This window comes from Paenibacillus ottowii (assembly GCF_050516475.1).
Taxonomy (GTDB): Bacteria; Bacillota; Bacilli; order Paenibacillales; family Paenibacillaceae; genus Paenibacillus; species Paenibacillus ottowii.
In genome coordinates, this window is sequence record NZ_CP191577.1 from 5,476,969 (window position 1) to 5,495,789 (window position 18,821).

Sequence of the window (18,821 nt, forward strand, 5' to 3'; positions counted from 1 at the left end):
TTTTGGCCTCTGTCGTTTCCTTTCTCTGTTTTTGTCCGTGGAATGAACAATGGAAGTCAACAAAAAGCAGCTGGCTGACATTTTCGGTGCGAGTATCCGTACCATTCAGAACTGGCAGGAACAGGGAATGCCCGTTCTGCGAGGCGGTGGCAAGGGTAATGAGGTGCTTTATGACTCTGCCGCCGTCATAAAATGGTATGCCGAAAGGGATGCTGAAATTGAGAACGAAAAGCTGCGCCGGGAGGTTGAAGAACTGCGGCAGGCCAGCGAGGCAGATCTCCAGCCAGGAACTATTGAGTACGAACGCCATCGACTTACGCGTGCGCAGGCCGACGCACAGGAACTGAAGAATGCCAGAGACTCCGCTGAAGTGGTGGAAACCGCATTCTGTACTTTCGTGCTGTCGCGGATCGCAGGTGAAATTGCCAGTATTCTCGACGGGCTCCCCCTGTCGGTGCAGCGGCGTTTTCCGGAACTGGAAAACCGACATGTTGATTTCCTGAAACGGGATATCATCAAAGCCATGAACAAAGCAGCCGCGCTGGATGAACTGATACCGGGGTTGCTGAGTGAATATATCGAACAGTCAGGTTAACAGGCTGCGGCATTTTGTCCGCGCCGGGCTTCGCTCACTGTTCAGGCCGGAGCCACAGACCGCCGTTGAATGGGCGGATGCTAATTACTATCTCCCGAAAGAATCCGCATACCAGGAAGGGCGCTGGGAAACACTGCCCTTTCAGCGGGCCATCATGAATGCGATGGGCAGCGACTACATCCGTGAGGTGAATGTGGTGAAGTCTGCCCGTGTCGGTTATTCCAAAATGCTGCTGGGTGTTTATGCCTACTTTATAGAGCATAAGCAGCGCAACACCCTTATCTGGTTGCCGACGGATGGTGATGCCGAGAACTTTATGAAAACCCACGTTGAGCCGACTATTCGTGATATTCCGTCGCTGCTGGCGCTGGCCCCGTGGTATGGCAAAAAGCACCGGGATAACACGCTCACCATGAAGCGTTTCACTAATGGGCGTGGCTTCTGGTGCCTGGGCGGTAAAGCGGCAAAAAACTACCGTGAAAAGTCGGTGGATGTGGCGGGTTATGATGAACTTGCTGCTTTTGATGATGATATTGAACAGGAAGGCTCTCCGACGTTCCTGGGTGACAAGCGTATTGAAGGCTCGGTCTGGCCAAAGTCCATCCGTGGCTCCACGCCAAAAGTGAGAGGCACCTGTCAGATTGAGCGTGCAGCCAGTGAATCCCCGCATTTTATGCGTTTTCATGTTGCCTGCCCGCATTGCGGGGAGGAGCAGTATCTTAAATTTGGCGACAAAGAGACGCCGTTTGGCCTCAAATGGACGCCGGATGACCCCTCCAGCGTGTTTTATCTCTGCGAGCATAATGCCTGCGTCATCCGCCAGCAGGAGCTGGACTTTACTGATGCCCGTTATATCTGCGAAAAGACCGGGATCTGGACCCGTGATGGCATTCTCTGGTTTTCGTCATCCGGTGAAGAGATTGAGCCACCTGACAGTGTGACCTTTCACATCTGGACAGCGTACAGCCCGTTCACCACCTGGGTGCAGATTGTCAAAGACTGGATGAAAACGAAAGGGGATACGGGAAAACGTAAAACCTTCGTAAACACCACGCTCGGTGAGACGTGGGAGGCGAAAATTGGCGAACGTCCGGATGCTGAAGTGATGGCAGAGCGGAAAGAGCATTATTCAGCGCCCGTTCCTGACCGTGTGGCTTACCTGACCGCCGGTATCGACTCCCAGCTGGACCGCTACGAAATGCGCGTATGGGGATGGGGGCCGGGTGAGGAAAGCTGGCTGATTGACCGGCAGATTATTATGGGCCGCCACGACGATGAACAGACGCTGCTGCGTGTGGATGAGGCCATCAATAAAACCTATACCCGCCGGAATGGTGCAGAAATGTCGATATCCCGTATCTGCTGGGATACTGGCGGGATTGACCCGACCATTGTGTATGAACGCTCGAAAAAACATGGGCTGTTCCGGGTGATCCCCATTAAAGGGGCATCCGTCTACGGAAAGCCGGTGGCCAGCATGCCACGTAAGCGAAACAAAAACGGGGTTTACCTTACCGAAATCGGTACGGATACCGCGAAAGAGCAGATTTATAACCGCTTCACACTGACGCCGGAAGGGGATGAACCGCTTCCCGGTGCCGTTCACTTCCCGAATAACCCGGATATTTTTGATCTGACCGAAGCGCAGCAGCTGACTGCTGAAGAGCAGGTCGAAAAATGGGTGGATGGCAGGAAAAAAATACTGTGGGACAGCAAAAAGCGACGCAATGAGGCACTCGACTGCTTCGTTTATGCGCTGGCGGCGCTGCGCATCAGTATTTCCCGCTGGCAGCTGGATCTCAGTGCGCTGCTGGCGAGCCTGCAGGAAGAGGATGGTGCAGCAACCAACAAGAAAACACTGGCAGATTACGCCCGTGCCTTATCCGGAGAGGATGAATGACGCGACAGGAAGAACTTGCCGCTGCCCGTGCGGCACTGCATGACCTGATGACAGGTAAACGGGTGGCAACAGTACAGAAAGACGGACGAAGGGTGGAGTTTACGGCCACTTCCGTGTCTGACCTGAAAAAATATATTGCAGAGCTGGAAGTGCAGACCGGCATGACACAGCGACGCAGGGGACCTGCAGGATTTTATGTATGAAAACGCCCACCATTCCCACCCTTCTGGGGCCGGACGGCATGACATCGCTGCGCGAATATGCCGGTTATCACGGCGGTGGCAGCGGATTTGGAGGGCAGTTGCGGTCGTGGAACCCACCGAGTGAAAGTGTGGATGCAGCCCTGTTGCCCAACTTTACCCGTGGCAATGCCCGCGCAGACGATCTGGTACGCAATAACGGCTATGCCGCCAACGCCATCCAGCTGCATCAGGATCATATCGTCGGGTCTTTTTTCCGGCTCAGTCATCGCCCAAGCTGGCGCTATCTGGGCATCGGGGAGGAAGAAGCCCGTGCCTTTTCCCGCGAGGTTGAAGCGGCATGGAAAGAGTTTGCCGAGGATGACTGCTGCTGCATTGACGTTGAGCGAAAACGCACGTTTACCATGATGATTCGGGAAGGTGTGGCCATGCACGCCTTTAACGGTGAACTGTTCGTTCAGGCCACCTGGGATACCAGTTCGTCGCGGCTTTTCCGGACACAGTTCCGGATGGTCAGCCCGAAGCGCATCAGCAACCCGAACAATACCGGCGACAGCCGGAACTGCCGTGCCGGTGTGCAGATTAATGACAGCGGTGCGGCGCTGGGATATTACGTCAGCGAGGACGGGTATCCTGGCTGGATGCCGCAGAAATGGACATGGATACCCCGTGAGTTACCCGGCGGGCGCGCCTCGTTCATTCACGTTTTTGAACCCGTGGAGGACGGGCAGACTCGCGGTGCAAATGTGTTTTACAGCGTGATGGAGCAGATGAAGATGCTCGACACGCTGCAGAACACGCAGCTGCAGAGCGCCATTGTGAAGGCGATGTATGCCGCCACCATTGAGAGTGAGCTGGATACGCAGTCAGCGATGGATTTTATTCTGGGCGCGAACAGTCAGGAGCAGCGGGAAAGGCTGACCGGCTGGATTGGTGAAATTGCCGCGTATTACGCCGCAGCGCCGGTCCGGCTGGGAGGCGCAAAAGTACCGCACCTGATGCCGGGTGACTCACTGAACCTGCAGACGGCTCAGGATACGGATAACGGCTACTCCGTGTTTGAGCAGTCACTGCTGCGGTATATCGCTGCCGGGCTGGGTGTCTCGTATGAGCAGCTTTCCCGGAATTACGCCCAGATGAGCTACTCCACGGCACGGGCCAGTGCGAACGAGTCGTGGGCGTACTTTATGGGGCGGCGAAAATTCGTCGCATCCCGTCAGGCGAGCCAGATGTTTCTGTGCTGGCTGGAAGAGGCCATCGTTCGCCGCGTGGTGACGTTACCTTCAAAAGCGCGCTTCAGTTTTCAGGAAGCCCGCAGTGCCTGGGGGAACTGCGACTGGATAGGCTCCGGTCGTATGGCCATCGATGGTCTGAAAGAAGTTCAGGAAGCGGTGATGCTGATAGAAGCCGGACTGAGTACCTACGAGAAAGAGTGCGCAAAACGCGGTGACGACTATCAGGAAATTTTTGCCCAGCAGGTCCGTGAAACGATGGAGCGCCGTGCAGCCGGTCTTAAACCGCCCGCCTGGGCGGCTGCAGCATTTGAATCCGGGCTGCGACAATCAACAGAGGAGGAGAAGAGTGACAGCAGAGCTGCGTAATCTCCCGCATATTGCCAGCATGGCCTTTAATGAGCCGCTGATGCTTGAACCCGCCTATGCGCGGGTTTTCTTTTGTGCGCTTGCAGGCCAGCTTGGGATCAGCAGCCTGACGGATGCGGTGTCCGGCGACAGCCTGACTGCCCAGGAGGCACTCGCGACGCTGGCATTATCCGGTGATGATGACGGACCACGACAGGCCCGCAGTTATCAGGTCATGAACGGCATCGCCGTGCTGCCGGTGTCCGGCACGCTGGTCAGCCGGACGCGGGCGCTGCAGCCGTACTCGGGGATGACCGGTTACAACGGCATTATCGCCCGTCTGCAACAGGCTGCCAGCGATCCGATGGTGGACGGCATTCTGCTCGATATGGACACGCCCGGCGGGATGGTGGCGGGGGCATTTGACTGCGCTGACATCATCGCCCGTGTGCGTGACATAAAACCGGTATGGGCGCTTGCCAACGACATGAACTGCAGTGCAGGTCAGTTGCTTGCCAGTGCCGCCTCCCGGCGTCTGGTCACGCAGACCGCCCGGACAGGCTCCATCGGCGTCATGATGGCTCACAGTAATTACGGTGCTGCGCTGGAGAAACAGGGTGTGGAAATCACGCTGATTTACAGCGGCAGCCATAAGGTGGATGGCAACCCCTACAGCCATCTTCCGGATGACGTCCGGGAGACACTGCAGTCCCGGATGGACGCAACCCGCCAGATGTTTGCGCAGAAGGTGTCGGCATATACCGGCCTGTCCGTGCAGGTTGTGCTGGATACCGAGGCTGCAGTGTACAGCGGTCAGGAGGCCATTGATGCCGGACTGGCTGATGAACTTGTTAACAGCACCGATGCGATCACCGTCATGCGTGATGCACTGGATGCACGTAAATCCCGTCTCTCAGGAGGGCGAATGACCAAAGAGACTCAATCAACAACTGTTTCAGCCACTGCTTCGCAGGCTGACGTTACTGACGTGGTGCCAGCGACGGAGGGCGAGAACGCCAGCGCGGCGCAGCCGGACGTGAACGCGCAGATCACCGCAGCGGTTGCGGCAGAAAACAGCCGCATTATGGGGATCCTCAACTGTGAGGAGGCTCACGGACGCGAAGAACAGGCACGCGTGCTGGCAGAAACCCCCGGTATGACCGTGAAAACGGCCCGCCGCATTCTGGCCGCAGCACCACAGAGTGCACAGGCGCGCAGTGACACTGCGCTGGATCGTCTGATGCAGGGGGCACCGGCACCGCTGGCTGCAGGTAACCCGGCATCTGATGCCGTTAACGATTTGCTGAACACACCAGTGTAAGGGATGTTTATGACGAGCAAAGAAACCTTTACCCATTACCAGCCGCAGGGCAACAGTGACCCGGCTCATACCGCAACCGCGCCCGGCGGATTGAGTGCGAAAGCGCCTGCAATGACCCCGCTGATGCTGGACACCTCCAGCCGTAAGCTGGTTGCGTGGGATGGCACCACCGACGGTGCTGCCGTTGGCATTCTTGCGGTTGCTGCTGACCAGACCAGCACCACGCTGACGTTCTACAAGTCCGGCACGTTCCGTTATGAGGATGTGCTCTGGCCGGAGGCTGCCAGCGACGAGACGAAAAAACGGACCGCGTTTGCCGGAACGGCAATCAGCATCGTTTAACTTTACCCTTCATCACTAAAGGCCGCCTGTGCGGCTTTTTTTACGGGATTTTTTTATGTCGATGTACACAACCGCCCAACTGCTGGCGGCAAATGAGCAGAAATTTAAGTTTGATCCGCTGTTTCTGCGTCTCTTTTTCCGTGAGAGCTATCCCTTCACCACGGAGAAAGTCTATCTCTCACAAATTCCGGGACTGGTAAACATGGCGCTGTACGTTTCGCCGATTGTTTCCGGTGAGGTTATCCGTTCCCGTGGCGGCTCCACCTCTGAATTTACGCCGGGATATGTCAAGCCGAAGCATGAAGTGAATCCGCAGATGACCCTGCGTCGCCTGCCGGATGAAGATCCGCAGAATCTGGCGGACCCGGCTTACCGCCGCCGTCGCATCATCATGCAGAACATGCGTGACGAAGAGCTGGCCATTGCTCAGGTCGAAGAGATGCAGGCAGTTTCTGCCGTGCTTAAGGGCAAATACACCATGACCGGTGAAGCCTTCGATCCGGTTGAGGTGGATATGGGCCGCAGTGAGGAGAATAACATCACGCAGTCCGGCGGCACGGAGTGGAGCAAGCGTGACAAGTCCACGTATGACCCGACCGACGATATCGAAGCCTACGCGCTGAACGCCAGCGGTGTGGTGAATATCATCGTGTTCGATCCGAAAGGCTGGGCGCTGTTCCGTTCCTTCAAAGCCGTCAAGGAGAAGCTGGATACCCGTCGTGGCTCTAATTCCGAGCTGGAGACAGCGGTGAAAGACCTGGGCAAAGCGGTGTCCTATAAGGGGATGTATGGCGATGTGGCCATCGTCGTGTATTCCGGACAGTACGTGGAAAACGGCGTCAAAAAGAACTTCCTGCCGGACAACACGATGGTGCTGGGGAACACTCAGGCACGCGGTCTGCGCACCTATGGCTGCATTCAGGATGCGGACGCACAGCGCGAAGGCATTAACGCCTCTGCCCGTTACCCGAAAAACTGGGTGACCACCGGCGATCCGGCGCGTGAGTTCACCATGATTCAGTCAGCACCGCTGATGCTGCTGGCTGACCCTGATGAGTTCGTGTCCGTACAACTGGCGTAATCATGGCCCTTCGGGGCCATTGTTTCTCTGTGGAGGAGTCCATGACGAAAGATGAACTGATTGCCCGTCTCCGCTCGCTGGGTGAACAACTGAACCGTGATGTCAGCCTGACGGGGACGAAAGAAGAACTGGCGCTCCGTGTGGCAGAGCTGAAAGAGGAGCTTGATGACACGGATGAAACTGCCGGTCAGGACACCCCTCTCAGCCGGGAAAATGTGCTGACCGGACATGAAAATGAGGTGGGATCAGCGCAGCCGGATACCGTGATTCTGGATACGTCTGAACTGGTCACGGTCGTGGCACTGGTGAAGCTGCATACTGATGCACTTCACGCCACGCGGGATGAACCTGTGGCATTTGTGCTGCCGGGAACGGCGTTTCGTGTCTCTGCCGGTGTGGCAGCCGAAATGACAGAGCGCGGCCTGGCCAGAATGCAATAACGGGAGGCGCTGTGGCTGATTTCGATAACCTGTTCGATGCTGCCATTGCCCGCGCCGATGAAACGATACGCGGGTACATGGGAACGTCAGCCACCATTACATCCGGTGAGCAGTCAGGTGCGGTGATACGTGGTGTTTTTGATGACCCTGAAAATATCAGCTATGCCGGACAGGGCGTGCGCGTTGAAGGCTCCAGCCCGTCCCTGTTTGTCCGGACTGATGAGGTGCGGCAGCTGCGGCGTGGAGACACGCTGACCATCGGTGAGGAAAATTTCTGGGTAGATCGGGTTTCGCCGGATGATGGCGGAAGTTGTCATCTCTGGCTTGGACGGGGCGTACCGCCTGCCGTTAACCGTCGCCGCTGAAAGGGGGATGTATGGCCATAAAAGGTCTTGAGCAGGCCGTTGAAAACCTCAGCCGTATCAGCAAAACGGCGGTGCCTGGTGCCGCCGCAATGGCCATTAACCGCGTTGCTTCATCCGCGATATCGCAGTCGGCGTCACAGGTTGCCCGTGAGACAAAGGTACGCCGGAAACTGGTAAAGGAAAGGGCCAGGCTGAAAAGGGCCACGGTCAAAAATCCGCAGGCCAGAATCAAAGTTAACCGGGGGGATTTGCCCGTAATCAAGCTGGGTAATGCGCGGGTTGTCCTTTCGCGCCGCAGGCGTCGTAAAAAGGGGCAGCGTTCATCCCTGAAAGGTGGCGGCAGCGTGCTTGTGGTGGGTAACCGTCGTATTCCCGGCGCGTTTATTCAGCAACTGAAAAATGGCCGGTGGCATGTCATGCAGCGTGTGGCTGGGAAAAACCGTTACCCCATTGATGTGGTGAAAATCCCGATGGCGGTGCCGCTGACCACGGCGTTTAAACAAAATATTGAGCGGATACGGCGTGAACGTCTTCCGAAAGAGCTGGGCTATGCGCTGCAGCATCAACTGAGGATGGTAATAAAGCGATGAAACATACTGAACTCCGTGCAGCCGTACTGGATGCACTGGAGAAGCATGACACCGGGGCGACGTTTTTTGATGGTCGCCCCGCTGTTTTTGATGAGGCGGATTTTCCGGCAGTTGCCGTTTATCTCACCGGCGCTGAATACACGGGCGAAGAGCTGGACAGCGATACCTGGCAGGCGGAGCTGCATATCGAAGTTTTCCTGCCTGCTCAGGTGCCGGATTCAGAGCTGGATGCGTGGATGGAGTCCCGGATTTATCCGGTGATGAGCGATATCCCGGCACTGTCAGATTTGATCACCAGTATGGTGGCCAGCGGCTATGACTACCGGCGCGACGATGATGCGGGCTTGTGGAGTTCAGCCGATCTGACTTATGTCATTACCTATGAAATGTGAGGACGCTATGCCTGTACCAAATCCTACAATGCCGGTGAAAGGTGCCGGGACCACCCTGTGGGTTTATAAGGGGAGCGGTGACCCTTACGCGAATCCGCTTTCAGACGTTGACTGGTCGCGTCTGGCAAAAGTTAAAGACCTGACGCCCGGCGAACTGACCGCTGAGTCCTATGACGACAGCTATCTCGATGATGAAGATGCAGACTGGACTGCGACCGGGCAGGGGCAGAAATCTGCCGGAGATACCAGCTTCACGCTGGCGTGGATGCCCGGAGAGCAGGGGCAGCAGGCGCTGCTGGCGTGGTTTAATGAAGGCGATACCCGTGCCTATAAAATCCGCTTCCCGAACGGCACGGTCGATGTGTTCCGTGGCTGGGTCAGCAGTATCGGTAAGGCGGTGACGGCGAAGGAAGTGATCACCCGCACGGTGAAAGTCACCAATGTGGGACGTCCGTCGATGGCAGAAGATCGCAGCACGGTAACAGCGGCAACCGGCATGACCGTGACGCCTGCCAGCACCTCGGTGGTGAAAGGGCAGAGCACCACGCTGACCGTGGCCTTCCAGCCGGAGGGCGTAACCGACAAGAGCTTTCGTGCGGTGTCTGCGGATAAAACAAAAGCCACCGTGTCGGTCAGTGGTATGACCATCACCGTGAACGGCGTTGCTGCAGGCAAGGTCAACATTCCGGTTGTATCCGGTAATGGTGAGTTTGCTGCGGTTGCAGAAATTACCGTCACCGCCAGTTAATCCGGAGAGTCAGCGATGTTCCTGAAAACCGAATCATTTGAACATAACGGTGTGACCGTCACGCTTTCTGAACTGTCAGCCCTGCAGCGCATTGAGCATCTCGCCCTGATGAAACGGCAGGCAGAACAGGCGGAGTCAGACAGCAACCGGAAGTTTACTGTGGAAGACGCCATCAGAACCGGCGCGTTTCTGGTGGCGATGTCCCTGTGGCATAACCATCCGCAGAAGACGCAGATGCCGTCCATGAATGAAGCCGTTAAACAGATTGAGCAGGAAGTGCTTACCACCTGGCCCACGGAGGCAATTTCTCATGCTGAAAACGTGGTGTACCGGCTGTCTGGTATGTATGAGTTTGTGGTGAATAATGCCCCTGAACAGACAGAGGACGCCGGGCCCGCAGAGCCTGTTTCTGCGGGAAAGTGTTCGACGGTGAGCTGAGTTTTGCCCTGAAACTGGCGCGTGAGATGGGGCGACCCGACTGGCGTGCCATGCTTGCCGGGATGTCATCCACGGAGTATGCCGACTGGCACCGCTTTTACAGTACCCATTATTTTCATGATGTTCTGCTGGATATGCACTTTTCCGGGCTGACGTACACCGTGCTCAGCCTGTTTTTCAGCGATCCGGATATGCATCCGCTGGATTTCAGTCTGCTGAACCGGCGCGAGGCTGACGAAGAGCCTGAAGATGATGTGCTGATGCAGAAAGCGGCAGGGCTTGCCGGAGGTGTCCGCTTTGGCCCGGACGGGAATGAAGTTATCCCCGCTTCCCCGGATGTGGCGGACATGACGGAGGATGACGTAATGCTGATGACAGTATCAGAAGGGATCGCAGGAGGAGTCCGGTATGGCTGAACCGGTAGGCGATCTGGTCGTTGATTTGAGTCTGGATGCGGCCAGATTTGACGAGCAGATGGCCAGAGTCAGGCGTCATTTTTCTGGTACGGAAAGTGATGCGAAAAAAACAGCGGCAGTCGTTGAACAGTCGCTGAGCCGACAGGCGCTGGCTGCACAGAAAGCGGGGATTTCCGTCGGGCAGTATAAAGCCGCCATGCGTATGCTGCCTGCACAGTTCACCGACGTGGCCACGCAGCTTGCAGGCGGGCAAAGTCCGTGGCTGATCCTGCTGCAACAGGGGGGGCAGGTGAAGGACTCCTTCGGCGGGATGATCCCCATGTTCAGGGGGCTTGCCGGTGCGATCACCCTGCCGATGGTGGGGGCCACCTCGCTGGCGGTGGCGACCGGTGCGCTGGCGTATGCCTGGTATCAGGGCAACTCAACCCTGTCCGATTTCAACAAAACGCTGGTCCTTTCCGGCAATCAGGCGGGACTGACGGCAGATCGTATGCTGGTCCTGTCCAGAGCCGGGCAGGCGGCAGGGCTGACGTTTAACCAGACCAGCGAGTCACTCAGCGCACTGGTTAAGGCGGGGGTAAGCGGTGAGGCTCAGATTGCGTCCATCAGCCAGAGTGTGGCGCGTTTCTCCTCTGCATCCGGCGTGGAGGTGGACAAGGTCGCTGAAGCCTTCGGGAAGCTGACCACAGACCCGACGTCGGGGCTGACGGCGATGGCTCGCCAGTTCCATAACGTGTCGGCGGAGCAGATTGCGTATGTTGCTCAGTTGCAGCGTTCCGGCGATGAAGCCGGGGCATTGCAGGCGGCGAACGAGGCCGCAACGAAAGGGTTTGATGACCAGACCCGCCGCCTGAAAGAGAACATGGGCACGCTGGAGACCTGGGCAGACAGGACTGCGCGGGCATTCAAATCCATGTGGGATGCGGTGCTGGATATTGGTCGTCCTGATACCGCGCAGGAGATGCTGATTAAGGCAGAGGCTGCGTATAAGAAAGCAGACGACATCTGGAATCTGCGCAAGGATGATTATTTTGTTAACGATGAAGCGCGGGCGCGTTACTGGGATGATCGTGAAAAGGCCCGTCTTGCGCTTGAAGCCGCCCGAAAGAAGGCTGAGCAGCAGACTCAACAGGACAAAAATGCGCAGCAGCAGAGCGATACCGAAGCGTCACGGCTGAAATATACCGAAGAGGCGCAGAAGGCTTACGAACGGCTGCAGACGCCGCTGGAGAAATATACCGCCCGTCAGGAAGAACTGAACAAGGCACTGAAAGACGGGAAAATCCTGCAGGCGGATTACAACACGCTGATGGCGGCGGCGAAAAAGGATTATGAAGCGACGCTGAAAAAGCCGAAACAGTCCAGCGTGAAGGTGTCTGCGGGCGATCGTCAGGAAGACAGTGCTCATGCTGCCCTGCTGACGCTTCAGGCAGAACTCCGGACGCTGGAGAAGCATGCCGGAGCAAATGAGAAAATCAGCCAGCAGCGCCGGGATTTGTGGAAGGCGGAGAGTCAGTTCGCGGTACTGGAGGAGGCGGCGCAACGTCGCCAGCTGTCTGCACAGGAGAAATCCCTGCTGGCGCATAAAGATGAGACGCTGGAGTACAAACGCCAGCTGGCTGCACTTGGCGACAAGGTTACGTATCAGGAGCGCCTGAACGCGCTGGCGCAGCAGGCGGATAAATTCGCACAGCAGCAACGGGCAAAACGGGCCGCCATTGATGCGAAAAGCCGGGGGCTGACTGACCGGCAGGCAGAACGGGAAGCCACGGAACAGCGCCTGAAGGAACAGTATGGCGATAATCCGCTGGCGCTGAATAACGTCATGTCAGAGCAGAAAAAGACCTGGGCGGCTGAAGACCAGCTTCGCGGGAACTGGATGGCAGGCCTGAAGTCCGGCTGGAGTGAGTGGGAAGAGAGCGCCACGGACAGTATGTCGCAGGTAAAAAGTGCAGCCACGCAGACCTTTGATGGTATTGCACAGAATATGGCGGCGATGCTGACCGGCAGTGAGCAGAACTGGCGCAGCTTCACCCGTTCCGTGCTGTCCATGATGACAGAAATTCTGCTTAAGCAGGCAATGGTGGGGATTGTCGGGAGTATCGGCAGCGCCATTGGCGGGGCTGTTGGTGGCGGCGCATCCGCGTCAGGCGGTACAGCCATTCAGGCCGCTGCGGCGAAATTCCATTTTGCAACCGGAGGATTTACGGGAACCGGCGGCAAATATGAGCCAGCGGGGATTGTTCACCGTGGTGAGTTTGTCTTCACGAAGGAGGCAACCAGCCGGATTGGCGTGGGGAATCTTTACCGGCTGATGCGCGGCTATGCCACCGGCGGTTATGTCGGTACACCGGGCAGCATGGCAGACAGCCGGTCGCAGGCGTCCGGGACGTTTGAGCAGAATAACCATGTGGTGATTAACAACGACGGCACGAACGGGCAGATAGGTCCGGCTGCTCTGAAGGCGGTGTATGACATGGCCCGCAAGGGTGCCCGTGATGAAATTCAGACACAGATGCGTGATGGTGGCCTGTTCTCCGGAGGTGGACGATGAAGACCTTCCGCTGGAAAGTGAAACCCGGTATGGATGTGGCTTCGGTCCCTTCTGTAAGAAAGGTGCGCTTTGGTGATGGCTATTCTCAGCGAGCGCCTGCCGGGCTGAATGCCAACCTGAAAACGTACAGCGTGACGCTTTCTGTCCCCCGTGAGGAGGCCACGGTACTGGAGTCGTTTCTGGAAGAGCACGGGGGCTGGAAATCCTTTCTGTGGACGCCGCCTTATGAGTGGCGGCAGATAAAGGTGACCTGCGCAAAATGGTCGTCGCGGGTCAGTATGCTGCGTGTTGAGTTCAGCGCAGAGTTTGAACAGGTGGTGAACTGATGCAGGATATCCGGCAGGAAACACTGAATGAATGCACCCGTGCGGAGCAGTCGGCCAGCGTGGTGCTCTGGGAAATCGACCTGACAGAGGTCGGTGGAGAACGTTATTTTTTCTGTAATGAGCAGAACGAAAAAGGTGAGCCGGTCACCTGGCAGGGGCGACAGTATCAGCCGTATCCCATTCAGGGGAGCGGTTTTGAACTGAATGGCAAAGGCACCAGTACGCGCCCCACGCTGACGGTTTCTAACCTGTACGGTATGGTCACCGGGATGGCGGAAGATATGCAGAGTCTGGTCGGCGGAACGGTGGTCCGGCGTAAGGTTTACGCCCGTTTTCTGGATGCGGTGAACTTCGTCAACGGAAACAGTTACGCCGATCCGGAGCAGGAGGTGATCAGCCGCTGGCGCATTGAGCAGTGCAGCGAACTGAGCGCGGTGAGTGCCTCCTTTGTACTGTCCACGCCGACGGAAACGGATGGCGCTGTTTTTCCGGGACGTATCATGCTGGCCAACACCTGCACCTGGACCTATCGCGGTGACGAGTGCGGTTATAGCGGTCCGGCTGTCGCGGATGAATATGACCAGCCAACGTCCGATATCACGAAGGATAAATGCAGCAAATGCCTGAGCGGTTGTAAGTTCCGCAATAACGTCGGCAACTTTGGCGGCTTCCTTTCCATTAACAAACTTTCGCAGTAAATCCCATGACACAGACAGAATCAGCGATTCTGGCGCACGCCCGGCGATGTGCGCCAGCGGAGTCGTGCGGCTTCGTGGTAAGCACGCCGGAGGGGGAAAGATATTTCCCCTGCGTGAATATCTCCGGTGAGCCGGAGGCGTATTTCCGTATGTCGCCGGAAGACTGGCTGCAGGCAGAAATGCAGGGTGAGATTGTGGCGCTGGTCCACAGCCACCCCGGTGGTCTGCCCTGGCTGAGTGAGGCCGACCGGCGGCTGCAGGTGCAGAGTGATTTGCCGTGGTGGCTGGTCTGCCGGGGGACGATTCATAAGTTCCGCTGTGTGCCGCATCTCACCGGGCGGCGCTTTGAGCACGGTGTGACGGACTGTTACACACTGTTCCGGGATGCTTATCATCTGGCGGGGATTGAGATGCCGGACTTTCATCGTGAGGATGACTGGTGGCGTAACGGCCAGAATCTCTATCTGGATAATCTGGAGGCGACGGGGCTGTATCAGGTGCCGTTGTCAGCGGCACAGCCGGGCGATGTGCTGCTGTGCTGTTTTGGTTCATCAGTGCCGAATCACGCCGCAATTTACTGCGGCGACGGCGAGCTGCTGCACCATATTCCTGAACAACTGAGCAAACGAGAGAGGTACACCGACAAATGGCAGCGACGCACACACTCCCTCTGGCGTCACCGGGCATGGCGCGCATCTGCCTTTACGGGGATTTACAACGATTTGGTCGCCGCATCGACCTTCGTGTGAAAACGGGGGCTGAAGCCATCCGGGCACTGGCCACACAGCTCCCGGCGTTTCGTCAGAAACTGAGCGACGGCTGGTATCAGGTACGGATTGCCGGGCGGGACGTCAGCACGTCCGGGTTAACGGCGCAGTTACATGAGACTCTGCCTGATGGCGCTGTAATTCATATTGTTCCCAGAGTCGCCGGGGCCAAGTCAGGTGGCGTATTCCAGATTGTCCTGGGGGCTGCCGCCATTGCCGGATCATTCTTTACCGCCGGAGCCACCCTTGCAGCATGGGGGGCAGCCATTGGGGCCGGTGGTATGACCGGCATCCTGTTTTCTCTCGGTGCCAGTATGGTGCTCGGTGGTGTGGCGCAGATGCTGGCACCGAAAGCCAGAACTCCCCGTATACAGACAACGGATAACGGTAAGCAGAACACCTATTTCTCCTCACTGGATAACATGGTTGCCCAGGGCAATGTTCTGCCTGTTCTGTACGGGGAAATGCGCGTGGGGTCACGCGTGGTTTCTCAGGAGATCAGCACGGCAGACGAAGGGGACGGTGGTCAGGTTGTGGTGATTGGTCGCTGATGCAAAATGTTTTATGTGAAACCGCCTGCGGGCGGTTTTGTCATTTATGGAGCGTGAGGAATGGGTAAAGGAAGCAGTAAGGGGCATACCCCGCGCGAAGCGAAGGACAACCTGAAGTCCACGCAGTTGCTGAGTGTGATCGATGCCATCAGCGAAGGGCCGATTGAAGGTCCGGTGGATGGCTTAAAAAGCGTGCTGCTGAACAGTACGCCGGTGCTGGACACTGAGGGGAATACCAACATATCCGGTGTCACGGTGGTGTTCCGGGCTGGTGAGCAGGAGCAGACTCCGCCGGAGGGATTTGAATCCTCCGGCTCCGAGACGGTGCTGGGTACGGAAGTGAAATATGACACGCCGATCACCCGCACCATTACGTCTGCAAACATCGACCGTCTGCGCTTTACCTTCGGTGTACAGGCACTGGTGGAAACCACCTCAAAGGGTGACAGGAATCCGTCGGAAGTCCGCCTGCTGGTTCAGATACAACGTAACGGTGGCTGGGTGACGGAAAAAGACATCACCATTAAGGGCAAAACCACCTCGCAGTATCTGGCCTCGGTGGTGATGGGTAACCTGCCGCCGCGCCCGTTTAATATCCGGATGCGCAGGATGACGCCGGACAGCACCACAGACCAGCTGCAGAACAAAACGCTCTGGTCGTCATACACTGAAATCATCGATGTGAAACAGTGCTACCCGAACACGGCACTGGTCGGCGTGCAGGTGGACTCGGAGCAGTTCGGCAGCCAGCAGGTGAGCCGTAATTATCATCTGCGCGGGCGTATTCTGCAGGTGCCGTCGAACTATAACCCGCAGACGCGGCAATACAGCGGTATCTGGGACGGAACGTTTAAACCGGCATACAGCAACAACATGGCCTGGTGTCTGTGGGATATGCTGACCCATCCGCGCTACGGCATGGGGAAACGTCTTGGTGCGGCGGATGTGGATAAATGGGCGCTGTATGTCATCGGCCAGTACTGCGACCAGTCAGTGCCGGACGGCTTTGGCGGCACGGAGCCGCGCATCACCTGTAATGCGTACCTGACCACACAGCGTAAGGCGTGGGATGTGCTCAGCGATTTCTGCTCGGCGATGCGCTGTATGCCGGTATGGAACGGGCAGACGCTGACGTTCGTGCAGGACCGACCGTCGGATAAGACGTGGACCTATAACCGCAGTAATGTGGTGATGCCGGATGATGGCGCGCCGTTCCGCTACAGCTTCAGCGCCCTGAAGGACCGCCATAATGCCGTTGAGGTGAACTGGATTGACCCGAACAACGGCTGGGAGACGGCGACAGAGCTTGTTGAAGATACGCAGGCCATTGCCCGTTACGGTCGTAATGTTACGAAGATGGATGCCTTTGGCTGTACCAGCCGGGGGCAGGCACACCGCGCCGGGCTGTGGCTGATTAAAACAGAACTGCTGGAAACGCAGACCGTGGATTTCAGCGTCGGCGCAGAAGGGCTTCGCCATGTACCGGGCGATGTTATTGAAATCTGCGATGATGACTATGCCGGTATCAGCACCGGTGGTCGTGTGCTGGCGGTGAACAGCCAGACCCGGACGCTGACGCTCGACCGTGAAATCACGCTGCCATCCTCCGGTACCGCGCTGATAAGCCTGGTTGACGGAAGTGGCAATCCGGTCAGCGTGGAGGTTCAGTCCGTCACCGACGGCGTGAAGGTAAAAGTGAGCCGTGTTCCTGACGGTGTTGCTGAATACAGCGTATGGGAGCTGAAGCTGCCGACGCTGCGCCAGCGACTGTTCCGCTGCGTGAGTATCCGTGAGAACGACGACGGCACGTATGCCATCACCGCCGTGCAGCATGTGCCGGAAAAAGAGGCCATCGTGGATAACGGGGCGCACTTTGACGGCGAACAGAGTGGCACGGTGAATGGTGTCACGCCGCCAGCGGTGCAGCACCTGACCGCAGAAGTCACTGCAGACAGCGGGGAATATCAGGTGCTGGCGCGATGGGACACACCGAAGGTGGTGAAGGGCGTGAGTTTCCTGCTCCGTCTGACCGTAACAGCGGACGACGGCAGTGAGCGGCTGGTCAGCACGGCCCGGACGACGGAAACCACATACCGCTTCACGCAACTGGCGCTGGGGAACTACAGGCTGACAGTCCGGGCGGTAAATGCGTGGGGGCAGCAGGGCGATCCGGCGTCGGTATCGTTCCGGATTGCCGCACCGGCAGCACCGTCGAGGATTGAGCTGACGCCGGGCTATTTTCAGATAACCGCCACGCCGCATCTTGCCGTTTATGACCCGACGGTACAGTTTGAGTTCTGGTTCTCGGAAAAGCAGATTGCGGATATCAGACAGGTTGAAACCAGCACGCGTTATCTTGGTACGGCGCTGTACTGGATAGCCGCCAGTATCAATATCAAACCGGGCCATGATTATTACTTTTATATCCGCAGTGTGAACACCGTTGGCAAATCGGCATTCGTGGAGGCCGTCGGTCGGGCGAGCGATGATGCGGAAGGTTACCTGGATTTTTTCAAAGGCAAGATAACCGAATCCCATCTCGGCAAGGAGCTGCTGGAAAAAGTCGAGCTGACGGAGGATAACGCCAGCAGACTGGAGGAGTTTTCGAAAGAGTGGAAGGATGCCAGTGATAAGTGGAATGCCATGTGGGCTGTCAAAATTGAGCAGACCAAAGACGGCAAACATTATGTCGCGGGTATTGGCCTCAGCATGGAGGACACGGAGGAAGGCAAACTGAGCCAGTTTCTGGTTGCCGCCAATCGTATCGCATTTATTGACCCGGCAAACGGGAATGAAACGCCGATGTTTGTGGCGCAGGGCAACCAGATATTCATGAACGACGTGTTCCTGAAGCGCCTGACGGCCCCCACCATTACCAGCGGCGGCAATCCTCCGGCCTTTTCCCTGACACCGGACGGAAAGCTGACCGCTAAAAATGCGGATATCAGTGGCAGTGTGAATGCGAACTCCGGGACGCTCAGTAATGTGACGATAGCTGAAAACTGTACGATAAACGGTACGCTGAGGGCGGAAAAAATCGTCGGGGACATTGTAAAGGCGGCGAGCGCGGCTTTTCCGCGCCAGCGTGAAAGCAGTGTGGACTGGCCGTCAGGTACCCGTACTGTCACCGTGACCGATGACCATCCTTTTGATCGCCAGATAGTGGTGCTTCCGCTGACGTTTCGCGGAAGTAAGCGTACTGTCAGCGGCAGGACAACGTATTCGATGTGTTATCTGAAAGTACTGATGAACGGTGCGGTGATTTATGATGGCGCGGCGAACGAGGCGGTACAGGTGTTCTCCCGTATTGTTGACATGCCAGCGGGTCGGGGAAACGTGATCCTGACGTTCACGCTTACGTCCACACGGCATTCGGCAGATATTCCGCCGTATACGTTTGCCAGCGATGTGCAGGTTATGGTGATTAAGAAACAGGCGCTGGGCATCAGCGTGGTCTGAGTGTGTTACAGAGGTTCGTCCGGGAACGGGCGTTTTATTATAAAACAGTGAGAGGTGA

At 57.1% G+C, this 18,821-nt stretch carries 20 protein-coding genes; all 20 read left to right on the forward strand.

The genetic code is table 11. The annotated features are described in order from the left end of the window. The first annotated feature begins 49 nt into the window (after positions 1 to 49). From ACQQ6X_RS25290 to gpJ, 20 genes are read left to right on the forward strand one after another with little or no spacing between them, the layout of a single operon-like run. Positions 50 to 595, forward strand: coding sequence for a DNA-packaging protein (locus ACQQ6X_RS25290; RefSeq protein WP_000453580.1), 546 nt, complete (start codon positions 50 to 52; stop codon positions 593 to 595). Then, positions 570 to 2,495: a phage terminase large subunit family protein gene (locus ACQQ6X_RS25295; RefSeq protein ID WP_001027292.1), complete on the forward strand. Its 1,926-nt coding sequence runs from the start codon at positions 570 to 572 to the stop codon at positions 2,493 to 2,495. Before ACQQ6X_RS25290 ends, ACQQ6X_RS25295 begins: the two co-directional genes overlap by 26 nt. After that, the gene (locus ACQQ6X_RS25300) at positions 2,492 to 2,698 is read left to right on the forward strand and encodes a phage head-tail joining protein (protein WP_000198149.1); all 207 of its coding nucleotides are present in this window, start codon (positions 2,492 to 2,494) and stop codon (positions 2,696 to 2,698) included. The genes ACQQ6X_RS25295 and ACQQ6X_RS25300 overlap by 4 nt, the downstream gene beginning before the upstream one ends. Continuing rightward, a complete protein-coding gene (locus tag ACQQ6X_RS25305; RefSeq protein WP_001359455.1) occupies positions 2,695 to 4,296 on the forward strand; it encodes a phage portal protein in 1,602 nt (533 codons plus the stop codon). Before ACQQ6X_RS25300 ends, ACQQ6X_RS25305 begins: the two co-directional genes overlap by 4 nt. After that, complete coding sequence (locus tag ACQQ6X_RS25310; protein WP_000123343.1) at positions 4,277 to 5,596, forward strand: S49 family peptidase; 1,320 nt, start codon at positions 4,277 to 4,279, stop codon at positions 5,594 to 5,596. Before ACQQ6X_RS25305 ends, ACQQ6X_RS25310 begins: the two co-directional genes overlap by 20 nt. Before the next feature lie 9 nt (positions 5,597 to 5,605). After that, on the forward strand, positions 5,606 to 5,938 hold the full coding sequence (locus ACQQ6X_RS25315; RefSeq protein ID WP_001297109.1) for a head decoration protein: 333 nt from the start codon (positions 5,606 to 5,608) through the stop codon (positions 5,936 to 5,938). A 55-nt stretch (positions 5,939 to 5,993) separates the two neighbouring features. Further along, positions 5,994 to 7,019 carry a major capsid protein gene (locus ACQQ6X_RS25320; protein ID WP_000063280.1) on the forward strand — a complete coding sequence of 342 codons (1,026 nt, stop codon included), beginning with the start codon at positions 5,994 to 5,996 and terminating at the stop codon, positions 7,017 to 7,019. Between the two features lie 41 nt (positions 7,020 to 7,060). Next, a complete protein-coding gene (locus ACQQ6X_RS25325; protein WP_000158919.1) occupies positions 7,061 to 7,459 on the forward strand; it encodes a DNA-packaging protein FI in 399 nt (132 codons plus the stop codon). Positions 7,460 to 7,470: 11 nt separating this feature from the next. Beyond that, positions 7,471 to 7,824 carry a head-tail joining protein gene (locus tag ACQQ6X_RS25330; RefSeq protein WP_000752979.1) on the forward strand — a complete coding sequence of 118 codons (354 nt, stop codon included), beginning with the start codon at positions 7,471 to 7,473 and terminating at the stop codon, positions 7,822 to 7,824. An 11-nt stretch (positions 7,825 to 7,835) separates the two neighbouring features. Beyond that, positions 7,836 to 8,414 carry a phage tail protein gene (locus ACQQ6X_RS25335; protein WP_000975070.1) on the forward strand — a complete coding sequence of 193 codons (579 nt, stop codon included), beginning with the start codon at positions 7,836 to 7,838 and terminating at the stop codon, positions 8,412 to 8,414. After that, the gene (locus tag ACQQ6X_RS25340) at positions 8,411 to 8,806 is read left to right on the forward strand and encodes a phage minor tail U family protein (protein ID WP_000683105.1); all 396 of its coding nucleotides are present in this window, start codon (positions 8,411 to 8,413) and stop codon (positions 8,804 to 8,806) included. Before ACQQ6X_RS25335 ends, ACQQ6X_RS25340 begins: the two co-directional genes overlap by 4 nt. A gap of 28 nt (positions 8,807 to 8,834) precedes the next feature. Further along, on the forward strand, positions 8,835 to 9,554 hold the full coding sequence (locus ACQQ6X_RS25345) for a phage tail protein (RefSeq protein ID WP_001297108.1): 720 nt from the start codon (positions 8,835 to 8,837) through the stop codon (positions 9,552 to 9,554). Positions 9,555 to 9,569: 15 nt separating this feature from the next. Continuing rightward, entirely contained in the window at positions 9,570 to 9,992 is a 423-nt protein-coding gene (gpG, locus tag ACQQ6X_RS25350; RefSeq protein ID WP_000479153.1) for a phage tail assembly chaperone G, read from the forward strand. A 26-nt stretch (positions 9,993 to 10,018) separates the two neighbouring features. Then, entirely contained in the window at positions 10,019 to 10,408 is a 390-nt protein-coding gene (locus tag ACQQ6X_RS25355; protein ID WP_000533391.1) for a phage tail assembly protein T, read from the forward strand. Then, on the forward strand, positions 10,401 to 12,962 hold the full coding sequence (locus tag ACQQ6X_RS25360) for a phage tail tape measure protein (RefSeq protein WP_000840207.1): 2,562 nt from the start codon (positions 10,401 to 10,403) through the stop codon (positions 12,960 to 12,962). The genes ACQQ6X_RS25355 and ACQQ6X_RS25360 overlap by 8 nt, the downstream gene beginning before the upstream one ends. Then, positions 12,959 to 13,288, forward strand: coding sequence for a phage tail protein (locus ACQQ6X_RS25365; protein ID WP_000847379.1), 330 nt, complete (start codon positions 12,959 to 12,961; stop codon positions 13,286 to 13,288). Before ACQQ6X_RS25360 ends, ACQQ6X_RS25365 begins: the two co-directional genes overlap by 4 nt. Then, on the forward strand, positions 13,288 to 13,986 hold the full coding sequence (locus ACQQ6X_RS25370; RefSeq protein ID WP_001152639.1) for a phage minor tail protein L: 699 nt from the start codon (positions 13,288 to 13,290) through the stop codon (positions 13,984 to 13,986). The genes ACQQ6X_RS25365 and ACQQ6X_RS25370 overlap by 1 nt, the downstream gene beginning before the upstream one ends. Positions 13,987 to 13,991: 5 nt before the next feature. Then, positions 13,992 to 14,735: a C40 family peptidase gene (locus tag ACQQ6X_RS25375; RefSeq protein WP_000194780.1), complete on the forward strand. Its 744-nt coding sequence runs from the start codon at positions 13,992 to 13,994 to the stop codon at positions 14,733 to 14,735. Then, the gene (locus ACQQ6X_RS25380; RefSeq protein ID WP_000090889.1) at positions 14,672 to 15,304 is read left to right on the forward strand and encodes a tail assembly protein; all 633 of its coding nucleotides are present in this window, start codon (positions 14,672 to 14,674) and stop codon (positions 15,302 to 15,304) included. The genes ACQQ6X_RS25375 and ACQQ6X_RS25380 overlap by 64 nt, the downstream gene beginning before the upstream one ends. A gap of 60 nt (positions 15,305 to 15,364) precedes the next feature. Then, positions 15,365 to 18,763 carry a phage attachment tail tip protein J gene (gpJ, locus tag ACQQ6X_RS25385; RefSeq protein WP_000515495.1) on the forward strand — a complete coding sequence of 1,133 codons (3,399 nt, stop codon included), beginning with the start codon at positions 15,365 to 15,367 and terminating at the stop codon, positions 18,761 to 18,763. Positions 18,764 to 18,821: the final 58 nt, after the last annotated feature.